The following is a 15,048-nucleotide window of genomic DNA, read 5'->3' as shown; positions in this document are numbered from 1 at the left end:
GCCCTTTTGAATCGCGTTTTCAAAATTAACGAATTTTAATCTTAAAAATTTAATTCTCATGCAAATCATTAAAGTGTTATTAGAAAATATCGTGCCAAAATAATTTTTTAGTTAAAATTGTTGTCCAATGATGAAGTGAGTTTCCCAACCATGTTTAACAGTTTCTCCTGGTAAAGGATCGAAGCCATGACCAAAATCGATACCTAATAATCCAAACGCTGGCATAAAAATACGAATACCTAAACCTGCAGAACGTTGTATGTTAAAAGGGTTGTAATCTCTAAAATTATCAAAAGAAGCACCACCCTCTAAAAACCCTAAGGCATAAATTTTAGCGGATGCTTTTAGTGTTATTGGATAACGTAATTCTAAAGAGAATTTATTATAAATTGTTCCTCCATCTGTACTTGATAAAGATTGGTTTGGATATCCTCTTAATTGAATAACCTCTCTACCATCTAATGCAAAATTACCTAATCCATCACCACCAAGGAAAAATCTTTCAAAAGGTACAACGCCTCGTGCGTTATTGTATGCTCCTAAAAAACCAAATTCAACACTAGGTCTTAAAACAAGATCTTTTGCAAGTTGAGTAAACCAGTCTCCTTTGAATTTAACTTTATAGAACTCTAACCATTTGTAGCGTTCTTGGTCTATTTCTGTTATTTCTCTGTTAGCTTCAATATATTCTAAATCTGCAGTACTATCTGCATCTGATCGGCGTTGTAAAGCTGCATCATAATTTTCAGATAGTTCATCATAATCTACTCCATTAAATAATGAATAGGGTAGTGAGAATTTTGCGGTAGCTGTAAAACTTGAACCCCCGGTTGGATAAATAGGGTCTACACTTGTATTATTTCTACTTAGTCCTATAGTGTAGGATAGGTTATTAGAGTATCCGTCTCCAAATGTAAATAAACCTGTATTGTAATTATTTAAATCATAACGCTGAAAACTTATGGCTTGAGATAACGTAAAATAGTCATCTGGAACAGATAAACGTTTTGCTAATCCAAAAGTAATACCAGTGATATTAAAACTTCTGCTTTTATCAGCATCTCTTGTTAATGGATTGAATAAAAACTGTTTTGTATGTGATAATGAGGATGAAAATTGAACAGGGCGTTTCCCACCAAGCCATGGTTCTGAAAATGAAAAACTATAAGTCTGGAAAAAACGGCTTGCTTGTAAACGTAAGGCTAATTTTTGTCCATCACCCATTGGTATAGGTTTGTAAGCATCTTTTTTAAAGATATCTTTAATTGAGAAGTTGTTAAATGACAAACCTAAGGTTCCTATAAAGCCACCACCACCATAACCACCTTGTAACTCAATTTGGCTCGATCCTGTTTCTTGAACAGAATATTCCATATCAATGGTGCCTTCGTTTGGATTTGGGTTATTGAAATTAGGAGATAATTCCTGAGCATCAAAAAATCCTAATTGCCCAAGTTCTCTAACTGTTCTAACCACATTAGCTTTACTGTAAAGTTGCCCAGGTCTAGTTCGTATTTCTCTGTAAATTACGTGGTCGTTAGTTTTATCATTTCCAACAACGGATACATTATTGAAATAAGCAGGTTTACCTTCCGAAATTCTCACTTCAATATCTATAATATTATTATCGGCACTTACTTCAACAGGATTTATACTTGAAAACAAATAGCCATTGTTTTGATATTGATTTGAAATATCAAAAGCATCAGGTTTTGTGTTATCTGATATTCGTTTTTGTAATTCTATCCCATTATAAGTATCTCCTTTTCTAATTCTTAGAATTCTACTTAATTGATCATTTGAATAAACGGTATTTCCAATAAATGTAATATCTCCAAAAGTGTATTTTTCACCTTCAACAACATTAAGTTGAAGTGATATAGTTTTGTCTTCATTGGTACTTATACTATCGGAAATAATTCGAGCATCTCGATAGCCATTCTCTTTATATTTATCAATTACATGACCTAGATCTGCTTGGTAAGCAGAATCAATAAATTTTGAACGTTTTAATATCCTGAAACGATTAATTTTTTTCGTGTTTTTCATGGCTTTTCTAAGTGATTTGTCACTTAAAATATTATTTCCATTAAACACAATATCCTTTATTTTAACTTTTTCACCGTTATCAATATTTACTACCATATTAACTCTAGCAGTTTGTATGGAATCTTTAACATCAATCGTGTTAATATAAACTTTACTATTTAAGTACCCATCTTTTTTGTACTTTTTTTCAAGGAAGTTTTTGGTTGTAGTTATAAGGTTTTCTGTTACTTTGACCCCTTTATTAAGCTTAGTGTCATTAATAATGCCTTCTTGTTTACTTTTTTTTATTCCGTTTATTTTTAATTCGTTTAGTTGAGGTAAATCAGAAAGTCTGATTTCTAAAAAAGCAACATCACCTTCAATTTTACTTATAAAAACTTCTATATCACTAAATAATTTTGAGCCCCATAATTTTTTAATAGCTGTACTAATATCTTCACCAGGGATTATCATTTCTTTACCTTTTCTTAAGCCAGAATAGGTTATTATAGTTTGCTCACTAAATGAAGAATTACCAGAGACAGTAATCTCTCCTAATGTATATTTTTTACCGCTAGTATATGAAGATTCTTGTGCATTAGTACTGACGCTTATTGCAAAAAATAATATTGTTGTACAGTACTTTAAAAATGTTATTACAGGTAAAGTATTAACTAAGTTGTTCACTTGTTTTCCCAAATCGTCGTTCTCTTTTTTGATATTCAATAATAGCTTCATACAAATGTTGCTTGGTAAAATCAGGCCATAATATATCTGTAAAATATAATTCGGCATAAGCGATTTGCCATAGTAAAAAATTACTTATACGTTGCTCGCCACTTGTTCTAATAAGCAAATCTACATCAGGTAAATTTTGCGTGTAAAGATGCTCATTAATAATTGATTCTTCAATATTTTCGGGCGAAATTATATTATTTTTAACTTTAATACTAATTTCTTTAACAGTGTTTATGATTTCTTCTCTTGAGCCATAGCTTAAAGCAAGAGTTAAAGTCATTCTAGTATTTTGTTTTGTGTTATTTATTACTTCTGTAAGTTCTTTATGTACTTTTTTAGGTAATGTGTTTAAATTACCAATTGCAGAAAGTTTTATATTATTTTTTTGAAGTGTATCAATTTCTTTTTTTAATGAAGAAACTAAAAGTTTCATTAAAGTTTGAACTTCTAGCCTTGGACGATTCCAATTTTCAGTAGAAAAAGCATAAAGCGTTAAGTTTTCTATTCCAAGTTCAGCAGAAGCTTCAACAACTTCTCTCACAGATTTTGTGCCATTTTCATGCCCAAAAGCCCGCATCATACCTTGTTGTTTTGCCCAACGACCATTACCATCCATAATAATGGCAAGGTGTTTTGGTAAAGATTTGATATGTATGCTGTTTTTTAAATCCATTTTAATCTACACAATAACAGGGGTTTTCTCCAAAGGTATAAGTTAAAGTAATACCTGAGAAAACATACCAATCATTATTATTTATATTTCCAAACCGATATTGTTGTCTAAATTCGTCATCGGGGATGCTCCCATCTAATTCATCAGAAAAGGTATAACGCGCACCAACTTCAATGCCCAAAATAAAATTCCCCAAAAAATTGGTTTTAAAACCTAAGGCCATAGGTATGCCATAAGCCCAACTCGATGTATTTTCTTGAGTTTGAATTCCATTTAGGAAGTAATGATTATCATGGTTTGCTAGACTTATTCCAGTATATAAATAAGGGGTTCCTAATTTTTCTCCAGAATGCAGATCGAAATCCATAAATGTAAACTCGATTCCGATAGCAGCTTCAATAATTTTACTGGAAAACTCATAACCTCTTTGAATACGTCTTGGATCGTCAGAATTATTATCAATACCTCCTAACTCGCTAAAAATTAAGGATGCTCTGTAAGAATGTCTTTTGCTTCTGTTCCATTTATAAATACCACCTAAGGCTAATTGGTTAGGTGAAATATAGTTGGTAGCACCAACATCTCCAATAAAATTACTTCCACCAGCAAAAACACCAATTTCGTTGATTTGAGAGTGGCCTAGATTGATCCCTAAAATGCTTAATATCAATATGATTAAATGCCTCATAAATATTCAAAAGTTTGCAAATATAATAAATAAGATTAGTCCGTGATAATATGAACGGAATACTATGAGATTAAAACAGGGTTTCTTTAAAATTATTGTTTAATTACGTTTATCTTCACCCCAAAGAAGTTTTTTTCTAAGGGTATCAAAAAAACTTTCATTTAAAAGGTCAATCATTTTAATTTTAAAATCAGCTTTTTTAATTTTAATAAGCGTCCCATTATTTAAAGTTGCAATTCTAGAATCTAAAGAAACCAAATGCTGTTCTTCTCTACCTTCAACTGTAAGTTTAATTTCTGTCGAGTCGGGAATAATTAATGGTCGCGCGCTTAAATTATGAGGCGCAATAGGAGTAAGTACAAAGCTATTTGTATCTGGCGTTATAACTGGGCCACCACAACTCAAAGAGTAGCCTGTAGAGCCTGTTGGAGTAGAGATTATTAAACCATCACTCCAATAAGACGTTAAATATTTACCATCTAAATAGGTTTCAACAGTAATCATAGAAGTTGTATTTTTTCTACTAACTGTTATTTCGTTTAAAGCAAAATTAAGGGATGTAATACCATCATTTTCTGGTGTTGTTTCAATCGAAAGTAGGCTACGTTCAGAAATTTTGTACTTTCCATCTATAATGTTTTGAATAGCAAGTTCGATGGCATCAACTTGAATAGTGGCTAGAAAACCGAGTCTTCCTGTGTTTATTCCAATTATTGGGATATCGATATCTTTTACAAAAGTTATGGCTCTTAGTATAGTTCCATCTCCTCCTACGCTAACAAACAAGTCGAAAGAAGTGTCTAAATGATCAAAGGTTTTGAAAGAATTAAAATCTTTAATATTATGAGATTCATTATTAATAAGGTTGTAAAATTCAGTTTCTATATAAGCATCTGCATCTTTTTTTATAAGATAGTTGAAAAGTGTTTCTACTGAAGCACTTGTTGTTTTATTATAAAATCTACCAAAAACCGCAACCTTCATCTTTTAAATATTTAAGTATTTATTTAAGTAGTCAGAACGCTCTTTTAAGCTTTCTACATAACTATCATCTTCATGACCAGAAATAATATTATAGCTATACCTTCTGAAGGTTTGAATAATTTCGTTTAGCCCTGTGTTACCTATTTTTAAAGTTATTTGTACTAAATCACTATTCATTTTTGAAATAAAAGCACCTAAAAGCCTACCGTTGTTTGATTCAACTATTTGACTTACCTCACTAAAAGAATAGTCATTTATGCCTTTTTCAACTACTATTATACCACCTGGTTCAGAAAAAAAAGGAGAATCTCCAAATAAGTTAATAATGTCATTGAGTTCGTAATAACCCAAATACTTATTTTGCTCACTTAAAACAGGCATGATATTGGCAGAGTTTAAAGCAAACGCTTCTAATATATCTAACAATATAGTAGTGTCTCTAACATAAAAATCTTCAATGGCATATTTGTAATCATCCAAAGTTTTATCGCTTTCAAAACAATGAGCATCGGTTTCAGAAAAACTACCTAAATACGTATTATCGTCATCTTTTACAGGAATATGAGAAAATGTTAATTGATTGAATAGCAATTGCAAATCACTAATTTTACTTTTACTATTTAACGGTTTAATATCGTTTATAATAAATTCTGAAAGGTGCATATTACTATTTTTATCTAAGTGCAAATTAATCAAAAAAATACTATGTAAGCCTGTTCTACTTTGTATTTTTGTAATTTAAAATTTATTAAATGACTAAGCTAAGTGTTAATATCAATAAGATTGCTACTTTAAGAAACTCTCGTGGAGGCGATATGCCTAATATTGTTCAATTTGCTAAGGATGTGCAACGTTTTGGATCAGAAGGTGTAACTATACACCCACGACCAGATGAACGCCATATTCGTTATCAAGATGCACGCGATTTAAAATCTGAAGTTTACACGGAATATAATATTGAAGGAAATCCAGTAGACTCATTCATGAAATTGGTTTTAGAAGTAAAACCAACTCAAGTAACTTTGGTGCCAGATGCTGCTGATGCTATTACAAGTAATGCTGGATGGGATACCTTAAAACATAAAAGTTTTTTGATTGATGTTATTAAAGAGTTTAAACAAAACGGGATAAGAACATCCATTTTTGTTGATCCTGTTTTAAAACAAATTGAGGGCGCCAAAGAAACAGGAAGCGATAGAATTGAATTATACACCGAAGCTTTTGCATATCAATATGGAATAGGAAACTTTAATGCTATTAAATCTTACACTGAAAGTGCTGAATTAGCAAACACATTAGGTTTAGGAATTAATGCAGGACACGATTTGTCCCTTGATAATATAAAATTTTTTAAAGATAATATTCCAAACTTATTGGAAGTTTCTATTGGGCATGCCCTTATTTCTGAAAGTTTGTATTTAGGTGTAGAGAATGTTATTCAAATGTATTTACATAAGCTTAAATAATGCTATTACATTCAAATATTATAGGAGAAGGTAAACCATTTATTATTTTACATGGGTTTTTAGGAATGAGCGATAATTGGAAAACACTTGGTGCTCAATTTAGCACAGAAGGTTTTGAAGTTCATTTAATTGATCAGAGAAATCATGGGCGCAGTTTTTGGAGTGATGTGTTTAGTTATGAAGTTTTAGTTGAGGATTTAAAAAATTATTGCGACAATTATAAACTAGAAGATATTATTTTACTTGGTCATTCCATGGGTGGTAAAACAGCTATGTTATTCGCAACCGAATATCCTGATTTTGTTTCAAAATTAATGATTGCAGATATTTCTCCTCGGTTTTATCCAGTCCATCATGATAGTATTTTAGACGGTTTAAGTGCTTTAGATTTTAACATTATTAAAAGTAGGGTTGAAGCCGATAAGGTTTTAAGTAATTATGTTCACGATTTTGGAACACGACAATTTTTATTAAAAAACCTTTACTGGTTAGAAAAGGGAAAATTAGCACTAAGAATTAATATTGAAGTTTTAAAACATGAAGTCTCAGAAATAGGGGAGCCTTTACCTTTTTATGCTTTATTTGAAAAAGATACTTTGTTTTTAAGAGGAGACCGATCAGAATACATTGGAGTTGGAGATCAGAGGATTATCTCAAATCATTACCCCAAAGCTACAATTACAACCATTTCAAATGCTGGACATTGGTTACATGCTGAAAATCCAAAAGATTTTTTTAATGCAGTAATTAATTTTGTAAATTCATAGAATAAAACAAAATCATGAAACTAATCATTAAACTATTACTAAACGCTGTTGCAGTATTTGTTTTAGCGAATATTTTAACAGGTGTAAGTGTAGATAGTTACATATCTGCCATAATTGTAGCAATTGTGTTATCTATTCTTAATTTATTAGTGAAGCCAATTTTGATAGTTTTTACACTACCAGTAACCATAATAACTTTTGGTTTGTTTTTATTAGTAATAAATGGATTAATTATTCTTTTAGCTGATAAATTTATTGATGGATTTTCTGTTGATAGTATTTGGTGGGCAATTTTATTTAGCGTTTTATTATCCATACTTCAATCGCTTTTGCAATCTTTTTTAAAAAAGGATAAAAATCAACATCAAAATATTAGCTGAGTTTTTTAATCAACTATTTACACTAATTTACCTTATCGTGTAAATGCTTAAAATAAATAAAGAAATCGCATAAAATCAAGCAATTAAAAACTTTGTTGGGATGTAAAAATATATTATTTTTGCAACCCGAATTTGAACACAAAATTTAGGTTAAAACCATTTGTTAAATTCCCTTTTAGGGTTTTATATTATTGAAATGAATATTACAAGAGAAAACGTTGATGCATTAAATGCTGTAGTAAAAGTGGATATCGCTAAAGAAGATTATAGCGATAAAGTAGAAAAAATCTTAACTGATTACCGCAAAACAGCTAATATTCCTGGTTTTAGAAAAGGGCATGTGCCAATGGGAATGGTGAAAAAACAATACGGAAAAGCCGTTTTAGTTGATGAGGTAAACAAGCTTTTACAAGATGCTTTAAACAAATATTTAACTGAAGAAAAGTTAGATGTACTTGGGCAGCCGTTACCAAAACAGCAAGATGCAATAGATTGGGACTCAGATAAATTTTCTTTTGAATTTGAATTAGGTTTAGCACCTGAATTCTCTGTAGAAATAAAAAGCAAAAAAGCCATCACACAATATAATATTGTTGCTGATGATAAAATGATAAATGAGCAAATTGAGCGTATCCAAAAACAGTATGGGAAGTTAATATCTCAAGATGTAGTTGAGAAATATAGCGAAATTAGAGGAGCTTTTACTAATGAAGAAAAAGAAATCGATAATACAGTTTCTATCACTTTGGATAAATTTAAGGGTAAAGCAACTGAAAAACAATTTGTTGGAGCTAAAGTTGGAGATGTAATTACCTTAAAAACAAAAGGTCTTTATGATGACGACCATGAGTTAATGCACGTTTTAAAATTGAGTCATGATGATGTACATGGTTTAGATATTGAAGTTAATTTTACTATTAAAGAAATTAATAAAAGAGAATTAGCAGACTTAGATCAAGAATTGTTCGACAAACTTTTCGGTAAAGGCATTGTTTTGTCAGTTACAGAGTTAAAAGCGAAAATAAAAGAAGATGCTGAGAAACAATTTACGCAACAAGCAGAGCAAAAATTATTAAATGATGTTACTGAGTATTTAGTTGAAAATACAAAGTTTGACTTACCATCTGAATTTTTAACTAAATGGATGCAAACTGCAGGTGAAAATGAAATGGATTCCGACCAAGCTAAAGAAGAATATCAAAAATCAGAAAAGAGTTTACGTTATCAATTAATCGAGGGGAAGTTAATTACAGATAATAATATCCAGGTAACAATGGATGATATAAGAAATCATGCAAGAGAGATGATAAAATCTCAAATGGCTCAGTTTGGTCAAATGAATCCTTCAGATAAAGAGTTAGATGATATTGCTGCTCGTGTGTTATCTAATCAAGAAGAAGCACGTCGAATTTCAGAGCAATTAATAAGTCAAAAATTATTATCGCTTTATAAAGAGAAAGCAAATCTTAAAGTAAAAGAATTAACTTACGAAAACTTTGTTAAAGAAGTTTATGGCGATAAGTAAGTAAAGAATAAATGCTTATATTTAGACGTTTAAATCATTAGATTTAAACGTCTTTTTATTAAAAACAAAAAATGCTTTAACTAGTATTAGCATATCTTGACAAAAGTCAATATGTTAATTAAAAAATATTAAACAAACTATGGATTACGCAAAAGAATTTGAAAAATTCGCGATAAAAGATCAAGGAATAAGTAGTATATACTATAACAAAATTATTAGTAGTATGTATCCAACAAATTTAACTCCAAATATTATTGAAGAGCGTCAAATGAACATTGCTATTTTTGATGTGTTTTCGCGTTTAATGATGGATAGAATTATATTTTTAGGAACTGGTATTAATGATCAGGTAGCCAATATTATTCAAGCCCAATTATTGTTTTTAGAAAGTACAGATGCTAATAAAGACATTCAAATTTATATCAATTCTCCAGGAGGAAGTGTTTATGCAGGTTTGGGTATTTATGATACCATGCAGTTTATCAAACCAGATGTCGCAACTATTTGTACTGGTATGGCGGCATCTATGGGAGCGGTATTGTTGTGTGCGGGTGCCAAGGGAAAACGAAGCGGTTTAACTCATTCTCGTGTTATGATTCATCAACCCCTTGGAGGTGCTCAAGGGCAAGCAAGCGACATCGAAATTACAGCTAGGGAGATTTTGATTTTAAAAGAAGAACTTTATAAAATTATAAGCAAGCATTCTGGACAAGATTATGATAAGGTATATGAAGATAGTGATAGAGATTATTGGATGAAAGCCGATAAAGCGAAGGAATACGGTATGATTGATGAAATTTTAGCCCGTAATTAAATAAAAATTTAGTAATTTTATTAATTAGTATAGTGGGATTTATAATTATTTACTCCCAAAAATATATAAATATTAATGGCAAAAGAGGAATTAGAATGTTCGTTTTGCGGTAGAAAAAAACCAGAAACGAATTTATTAATAGCGGGATTAGATGCTCATATATGTGATAAATGTATTGAGCAAGCTCATGGTATTGTAATTGAAGAATCTAAACAGACTGATAGTAGTGACTTATCTGCGGAATTGAAACTTCGTAAACCACAACAGATTAAATCATTTCTTGATGAGTACATTATTGGTCAAAATATGACTAAAAAAGTGATGTCAGTTGCTGTTTATAATCACTATAAACGTTTATTGCAACCTGCTACTAAAGATGATATTGAAATTCAAAAAAGTAATATCATAATGGTTGGTCAAACTGGTACTGGGAAAACATTAATGGCTAAAACTATTGCTAAAATGTTAAATGTTCCATTAGCTATAGTTGATGCTACTGTTTTAACTGAAGCAGGATATGTTGGAGAAGATGTAGAAAGTATTTTAACGAGATTATTACAAGCTGCTGATTACAATTTAGAGAAAGCTGAAAAAGGTATTGTTTTTATAGACGAAATTGATAAAATTGCTCGTAAAAGTGATAATCCTTCTATAACAAGAGATGTTTCTGGTGAAGGTGTTCAACAAGCACTTTTAAAACTTTTAGAAGGTACTGTTGTAAACGTGCCGCCAAAAGGAGGAAGAAAGCATCCAGATCAAAAATTTATTGAAGTAAATACTGAAAATATTTTATTTATTGCTGGAGGCGCTTTTGATGGTATAGAGCGAGTTATTTCTAAGCGTTTAAATATGCAAGCTGTTGGATATAGTGCTTCTATGTCTGATAATATTATAGATCAAAATCATTTGTTGCAATATATTATACCAAAGGATTTAAAAGATTTTGGATTAATTCCTGAGATTATTGGACGATTACCGGTGCTTACATACATGGATCCTTTAGATGCAGATACTTTGAGAGCTATTCTAACTGAGCCTAAAAATGCCATCATTAAACAGTATAAAAAATTGTTTTTTATGGATCAAATAGATTTCAATATTACTGATGGAGCTTTAGATTATATTGTAAATAAAGCCATAGAATATAAATTAGGAGCTAGAGGTTTACGTTCACTTTGTGAAGAAATTTTAACAGATGCTATGTTTGAATTACCAAGTAGTGATGAGAAAAGCTTAAATGTAACTAAATCTTATGCTGAAGATAAATTGACAAAAACTACCTTAAAGAAACTTAAAGCAGTTTCATAAATAGTATTTTTAAAGTAAAAAAAAACCACGCTTTATGCGTGGTTTTTTGTTTTATGGATTTTAATTAATAATGGACATCATGTATAAACTCTTATTTTCTTTTTAATATTTTCAAAAGTATGGTTTAAGTAAACATTGAACAAAAGTGTAAAGCTAGTTTTAGATTATAAGATGAAATACTCGTTTAAAAACTTTTATAAAAACACTTAATCGATTTTAAAACAAGTTATCGTTGTTTTTAATCTAAATAACAAAGGTATTCATATTATCAAACTATATATAATTAGAATTTACCTATTTATAATTACCAAATCTACTCGTCTATTTGTTTGTAGGTCTTCTTCTGTACAATTATTTCCACAATCAATTAGTGGTTGTGTTTCACCATAACCTTTAGAACGTAATCTGTCTTTTGAAATACCATTAATGACCAAATAATTTAATACGGAAGCAGCTCGTTCTTCCGATAGCGTCATGTTAAAATCATCATCTCCAATATAATCTGTATGAGCATTAATTGCTAACTTCATTTCTGGGTGCTCATTTAGTATATAAATAATCTTATTTAATACACGATGTAATTCTTTTCTAATGTTAGATTTATTTGAATCGAAGAAAATATTATCTGCTACGAGTCTTAATTCTCTTTCAAGATTTTCATCTGAAGGTGTTGTAATATTTAATAATTCAAAGTTTTTAAAGTAAGTAGTTTCTGTACCTCTATTAGCTGTAAAATCATAATCAATGTTTATAAAGCCATCTTTTAATACTGAAATATTATAAGTTTCAAATGGTTCTACATTAAAACTAAAGGCGGCATCGTTTCCAGTTGTATATCTTGATACTTCATTCCCTTCGTCATCTTTTAAAATAACTAATGAATTAGGTAGTATACTTCTCGATTTTAAATCAAAAGTTTTACCCTCTAGAGTTTGAATCACTTCATTGTTAACTGCTGTGTAAAGGTCGTAACTACGTCTGCTATTTTTAGATTGTCTATCTGATGACACATATCCTTTGTTTTTAGCTGCCAAAAAGTAAGCAATTTCATTATATGGCGAATTGATAGTTCTTCCTAAATTTCTAGGTTCTGTATATTCATTTTCTAAAATCTTACTAACAAATACATCAAAACCACCTATATTATCATGACCTTTAGAGGAAAAGTATAGATATTTTCCATCCTTTGAAAGTGAGGGATATTTATCATCAAATGGTGTATTTACCAAATCACCTAAATTTTCAGGATTTCCGAGTGTTCCATCTTCATTTATTGTAGAAACATATAAATCAAATTTCCCTATACTATCAGGCATATTTGCAGAAAAATATAATTTATCACCTGTATTATTTACAAATGGATTTTCAATTGAAACCCCTTCTTTATTTATGCTAAGTAATTCTTGGTTAATCCAATTCCCGTGAGAGTCCTCTTCTAGAATGGCTTTATATAATTTGTATTCAGATGAATTATCTTTGATAGTTCTTGTAAAATATACTGTATTTTGATCTGGTGAGAATGATAATTGACCTTCGTTGTATTTGGAATTAAGTATTCTAGAGAATAACAAGGGCCTACTTAAACGGCCATTTTTATCCACATCCATACAAAATAAATCTTTATATGCTTCACCTGTTTTAGGATCAATTTTAGCTAGTGCACCTAATTTTCTAGAAGAAACAACTATTGCTTTATTTCTAAAAAAACCAGAACCAATTTCTGAATAATCACTATTAACACTTAATTTTAAAAGTTCAAAATTAAATCCATTTTCTTCAATTCTATTTGAAGGAGAAGATGAAAAAGGGTTATCAATTATATAGTAATTTGCAGATTCAATTGTGTTAGGGCCTTGGGCAATGATAACACTTGTTGATAAAAAAAGAATTGTAAAATATAAATTTTTCATTTTAGTGATTTTAGAATTGTGACTGTAAATATTTATTAGAATTGCATTTCATCGAAAAAATAAGTATTTCAACTGCCTGAAAATCAAATACTTAACAAACATAGGGTAAAGTAATAAAAATTAATAACATGATAAGATGAATCACTTAATAATGTAGGTGAGTAACATTAAAGTTTAGATTAATGGAAAATTTATTATTAATGGTTACAATTTTAAGTATTTAAAAGCAAAAGTTCTTCTAAATATTTTCTTGAGTTAGAAAGTCTTGGTATTTTATGTTGACCTCCTAATTTATTATTCAGTTTTAACCAGTCATAAAACAAATTTTCACGAGCAATATTTATTTTTGGTTTGTTTAAAGTAAGGTTGTTATATCGTTTAGCTTCATAATCAGAGTTTAGAGCTTTTAATGCGTTATCAAACAATTCGTTAAAATAGTCGATATCCTTTGGCAGCTTCTTAAATTCGATTAACCATTCGTGAGCCCCTTTTTCTTTGCCTTCCATAAAAACTGGAGCTGCAGTAAAATCTTTAATTTCAGCTTTTGTTCGCTTACATACTTTTTTTAGAGCTTCTTCGGCATTTTCAATAATAAGCTCTTCACCAAAAACATTGATGTGGTGTTTGGTTCTACCAGAAATTTTTATTCTGTAAGGACTTAATGAGGTAAACCTTATAGTATCTCCAATTTTATATCGCCACAACCCAGCGTTTGTGGTTATAATAATGGCATAGTTTTTATTGAGTTCAACTTCACTTAAAGAAATGGCATATTCTTCGGGTGTTTCATATGTTTCCATAGGGATAAACTCGTAGAAAATACCATAATCCAGCATTAACAATAACTCGTTGGAATTGTTTTGATCCTGAATAGCAAAAAAGCCTTCAGAAGCATTATAAATTTCGTAGTATTTAAAGTCTTTTTTTGGTAATAAATTTTTGTACTGGTTTACATAAGGAGTAAAACTTACACCACCATGAAAGTAGACCTCTAAATTTGGCCAAACTTCATTTAAACTTTCTTTGCCAGTAGTTTCTAAAACATTGTTAAGTAATACCAGCATCCAAGATGGTACACCCGCTAAACTTGTAACATTTTCATTAATAGTTTCATTTACAATAGCTTGCATCTTGTATTCCCAGTCGCTCATCAAGGATACTTTGCTACTCGGTGTACTGCTAAATTCAGCCCAAAAAGGCATGTTATCAATTAAAATGGCAGATAAATCACCAAAGCTAGTTCCATTTTCTTTATATAATTCTTTACTACCACCTAATCGTAAACTTTTTCCGGTAAATAATTGAGAATTTTCATTGTTGTTTAAATACATGCACAATAAATCTTTACTAGCAGCATAATGGCAATCTTCAAGAGATTCTTGACTTACAGGAATGAATTTGCTTTTCGCGCGTGTAGTGCCACTAGATTTTGCAAACCATTTTATTGGAGTTGGCCAAAACAAATTATTTTCACCTTTACGAGAGCGTTCAATAATATCTTGCCAACCATCATAATTTTTAATTGGAACTCGTTCGGTAAAGGTTTTATAGTTTTTTATTGATGCAAAATCATATTCCTTGCCAATTTGAGTATTTTTAGCTATTTCTAAAAGGCTCAATAGTAATTCGTTTTGTACTTCGTTTGGATATTTTAAAAATAATTCTATTTGATGAAAACGTTTTTTTAAAAACCAAGAAGCAATGGAATTTACTATAGGTATTGGCATATTTATTTTATCTTTAAGATTTTTAAAAATAAGACTTTTT

General features: G+C 30.1%; 13 protein-coding genes. 6 read left to right on the top strand and 7 right to left on the bottom strand.

Annotation, left to right across the window (positions count from 1 at the left end; all coding sequences use genetic code 11):
* Positions 1 to 111: 111 nt before the first annotated feature.
* From bamA to AC1XJX_RS02870, 5 genes are all read right to left on the bottom strand, one after another.
* Positions 112 to 2,766 (bottom strand): outer membrane protein assembly factor BamA, encoded by a 2,655-nt coding sequence (gene bamA, locus AC1XJX_RS02890; protein ID WP_482002458.1) that lies wholly within the window; start codon positions 2,764 to 2,766, stop codon positions 112 to 114.
* Positions 2,699 to 3,439, bottom strand: a complete 741-nt coding sequence (locus AC1XJX_RS02885) for an isoprenyl transferase (RefSeq protein ID WP_482002457.1) — start codon at positions 3,437 to 3,439, stop codon at positions 2,699 to 2,701. The genes bamA and AC1XJX_RS02885 overlap by 68 nt, the downstream gene beginning before the upstream one ends.
* A gap of 1 nt (position 3,440) precedes the next feature.
* On the bottom strand, positions 3,441 to 4,127 hold the full coding sequence (porG, locus tag AC1XJX_RS02880; protein WP_482002456.1) for a type IX secretion system protein PorG: 687 nt from the start codon (positions 4,125 to 4,127) through the stop codon (positions 3,441 to 3,443).
* A gap of 99 nt (positions 4,128 to 4,226) precedes the next feature.
* Positions 4,227 to 5,111, bottom strand: coding sequence for an NAD kinase (locus tag AC1XJX_RS02875; protein WP_482002455.1), 885 nt, complete (start codon positions 5,109 to 5,111; stop codon positions 4,227 to 4,229).
* 3 nt (positions 5,112 to 5,114) lie between these two features.
* Positions 5,115 to 5,774 carry a CBS domain-containing protein gene (locus AC1XJX_RS02870; protein WP_482002454.1) on the bottom strand — a complete coding sequence of 220 codons (660 nt, stop codon included), beginning with the start codon at positions 5,772 to 5,774 and terminating at the stop codon, positions 5,115 to 5,117.
* Between the two features lie 89 nt (positions 5,775 to 5,863).
* Between AC1XJX_RS02870 and AC1XJX_RS02865 the strand changes: the two genes are divergently transcribed.
* The 6 genes from AC1XJX_RS02865 (at position 5,864) to clpX (ending at position 11,371) form a co-directional block, all read left to right on the top strand.
* Positions 5,864 to 6,577: a pyridoxine 5'-phosphate synthase gene (locus tag AC1XJX_RS02865; RefSeq protein ID WP_482002453.1), complete on the top strand. Its 714-nt coding sequence runs from the start codon at positions 5,864 to 5,866 to the stop codon at positions 6,575 to 6,577.
* Positions 6,577 to 7,344: an alpha/beta fold hydrolase gene (locus tag AC1XJX_RS02860; protein ID WP_482002452.1), complete on the top strand. Its 768-nt coding sequence runs from the start codon at positions 6,577 to 6,579 to the stop codon at positions 7,342 to 7,344. The genes AC1XJX_RS02865 and AC1XJX_RS02860 overlap by 1 nt, the downstream gene beginning before the upstream one ends.
* Positions 7,345 to 7,358: 14 nt before the next feature.
* Positions 7,359 to 7,724 carry a phage holin family protein gene (locus AC1XJX_RS02855; protein ID WP_482002451.1) on the top strand — a complete coding sequence of 122 codons (366 nt, stop codon included), beginning with the start codon at positions 7,359 to 7,361 and terminating at the stop codon, positions 7,722 to 7,724.
* A gap of 196 nt (positions 7,725 to 7,920) precedes the next feature.
* Positions 7,921 to 9,249, top strand: a complete 1,329-nt coding sequence (gene tig, locus AC1XJX_RS02850; protein ID WP_482002450.1) for a trigger factor — start codon at positions 7,921 to 7,923, stop codon at positions 9,247 to 9,249.
* Positions 9,250 to 9,388: 139 nt separating this feature from the next.
* Positions 9,389 to 10,063, top strand: a complete 675-nt coding sequence (gene clpP, locus AC1XJX_RS02845) for an ATP-dependent Clp endopeptidase proteolytic subunit ClpP (protein WP_482002449.1) — start codon at positions 9,389 to 9,391, stop codon at positions 10,061 to 10,063.
* 75 nt (positions 10,064 to 10,138) lie between these two features.
* A complete protein-coding gene (gene clpX / locus AC1XJX_RS02840) occupies positions 10,139 to 11,371 on the top strand; it encodes an ATP-dependent Clp protease ATP-binding subunit ClpX (RefSeq protein WP_482002448.1) in 1,233 nt (410 codons plus the stop codon).
* Positions 11,372 to 11,661: 290 nt separating this feature from the next.
* Here the strand turns inward: clpX and AC1XJX_RS02835 are convergent, their stop codons facing one another.
* Together AC1XJX_RS02835 and AC1XJX_RS02830 are read right to left on the bottom strand one after the other, a co-directional pair.
* Positions 11,662 to 13,281: an OmpA family protein gene (locus AC1XJX_RS02835; protein ID WP_482002447.1), complete on the bottom strand. Its 1,620-nt coding sequence runs from the start codon at positions 13,279 to 13,281 to the stop codon at positions 11,662 to 11,664.
* A gap of 212 nt (positions 13,282 to 13,493) precedes the next feature.
* Positions 13,494 to 15,008: a GH3 auxin-responsive promoter family protein gene (locus tag AC1XJX_RS02830; protein ID WP_482002446.1), complete on the bottom strand. Its 1,515-nt coding sequence runs from the start codon at positions 15,006 to 15,008 to the stop codon at positions 13,494 to 13,496.
* Between the last annotated feature and the right edge of the window lie 40 nt (positions 15,009 to 15,048).

It is taken from the genome of Flaviramulus sp. (assembly GCF_982512915.1).
This window is presented reverse-complemented; position numbering and strand designations above follow the sequence as displayed.

Excerpts from the sequence above, each read along its gene's own strand:
- AC1XJX_RS02835 (WP_482002447.1), bottom strand. The coding sequence starts at position 13,281 with ATGAAAAATTTATATTTTACAATTCTTTTTTTATCAACAAGTGTTATC.
- clpP (WP_482002449.1), top strand. The coding sequence starts at position 9,389 with ATGGATTACGCAAAAGAATTTGAAAAATTCGCGATAAAAGATCAAGGA.
- AC1XJX_RS02865 (WP_482002453.1), top strand. The coding sequence starts at position 5,864 with ATGACTAAGCTAAGTGTTAATATCAATAAGATTGCTACTTTAAGAAAC.
- tig (WP_482002450.1), top strand. The coding sequence starts at position 7,921 with ATGAATATTACAAGAGAAAACGTTGATGCATTAAATGCTGTAGTAAAA.
- AC1XJX_RS02885 (WP_482002457.1), bottom strand. The coding sequence starts at position 3,439 with ATGGATTTAAAAAACAGCATACATATCAAATCTTTACCAAAACACCTT.
- AC1XJX_RS02875 (WP_482002455.1), bottom strand. The coding sequence starts at position 5,111 with ATGAAGGTTGCGGTTTTTGGTAGATTTTATAATAAAACAACAAGTGCT.
- porG (WP_482002456.1), bottom strand. The coding sequence starts at position 4,127 with ATGAGGCATTTAATCATATTGATATTAAGCATTTTAGGGATCAATCTA.
- AC1XJX_RS02860 (WP_482002452.1), top strand. The coding sequence starts at position 6,577 with ATGCTATTACATTCAAATATTATAGGAGAAGGTAAACCATTTATTATT.
- AC1XJX_RS02855 (WP_482002451.1), top strand. The coding sequence starts at position 7,359 with ATGAAACTAATCATTAAACTATTACTAAACGCTGTTGCAGTATTTGTT.
- bamA (WP_482002458.1), bottom strand. The coding sequence starts at position 2,766 with ATGAAGCTATTATTGAATATCAAAAAAGAGAACGACGATTTGGGAAAA.
- AC1XJX_RS02870 (WP_482002454.1), bottom strand. The coding sequence starts at position 5,774 with ATGCACCTTTCAGAATTTATTATAAACGATATTAAACCGTTAAATAGT.
- AC1XJX_RS02830 (WP_482002446.1), bottom strand. The coding sequence starts at position 15,008 with ATGCCAATACCTATAGTAAATTCCATTGCTTCTTGGTTTTTAAAAAAA.
- clpX (WP_482002448.1), top strand. The coding sequence starts at position 10,139 with ATGGCAAAAGAGGAATTAGAATGTTCGTTTTGCGGTAGAAAAAAACCA.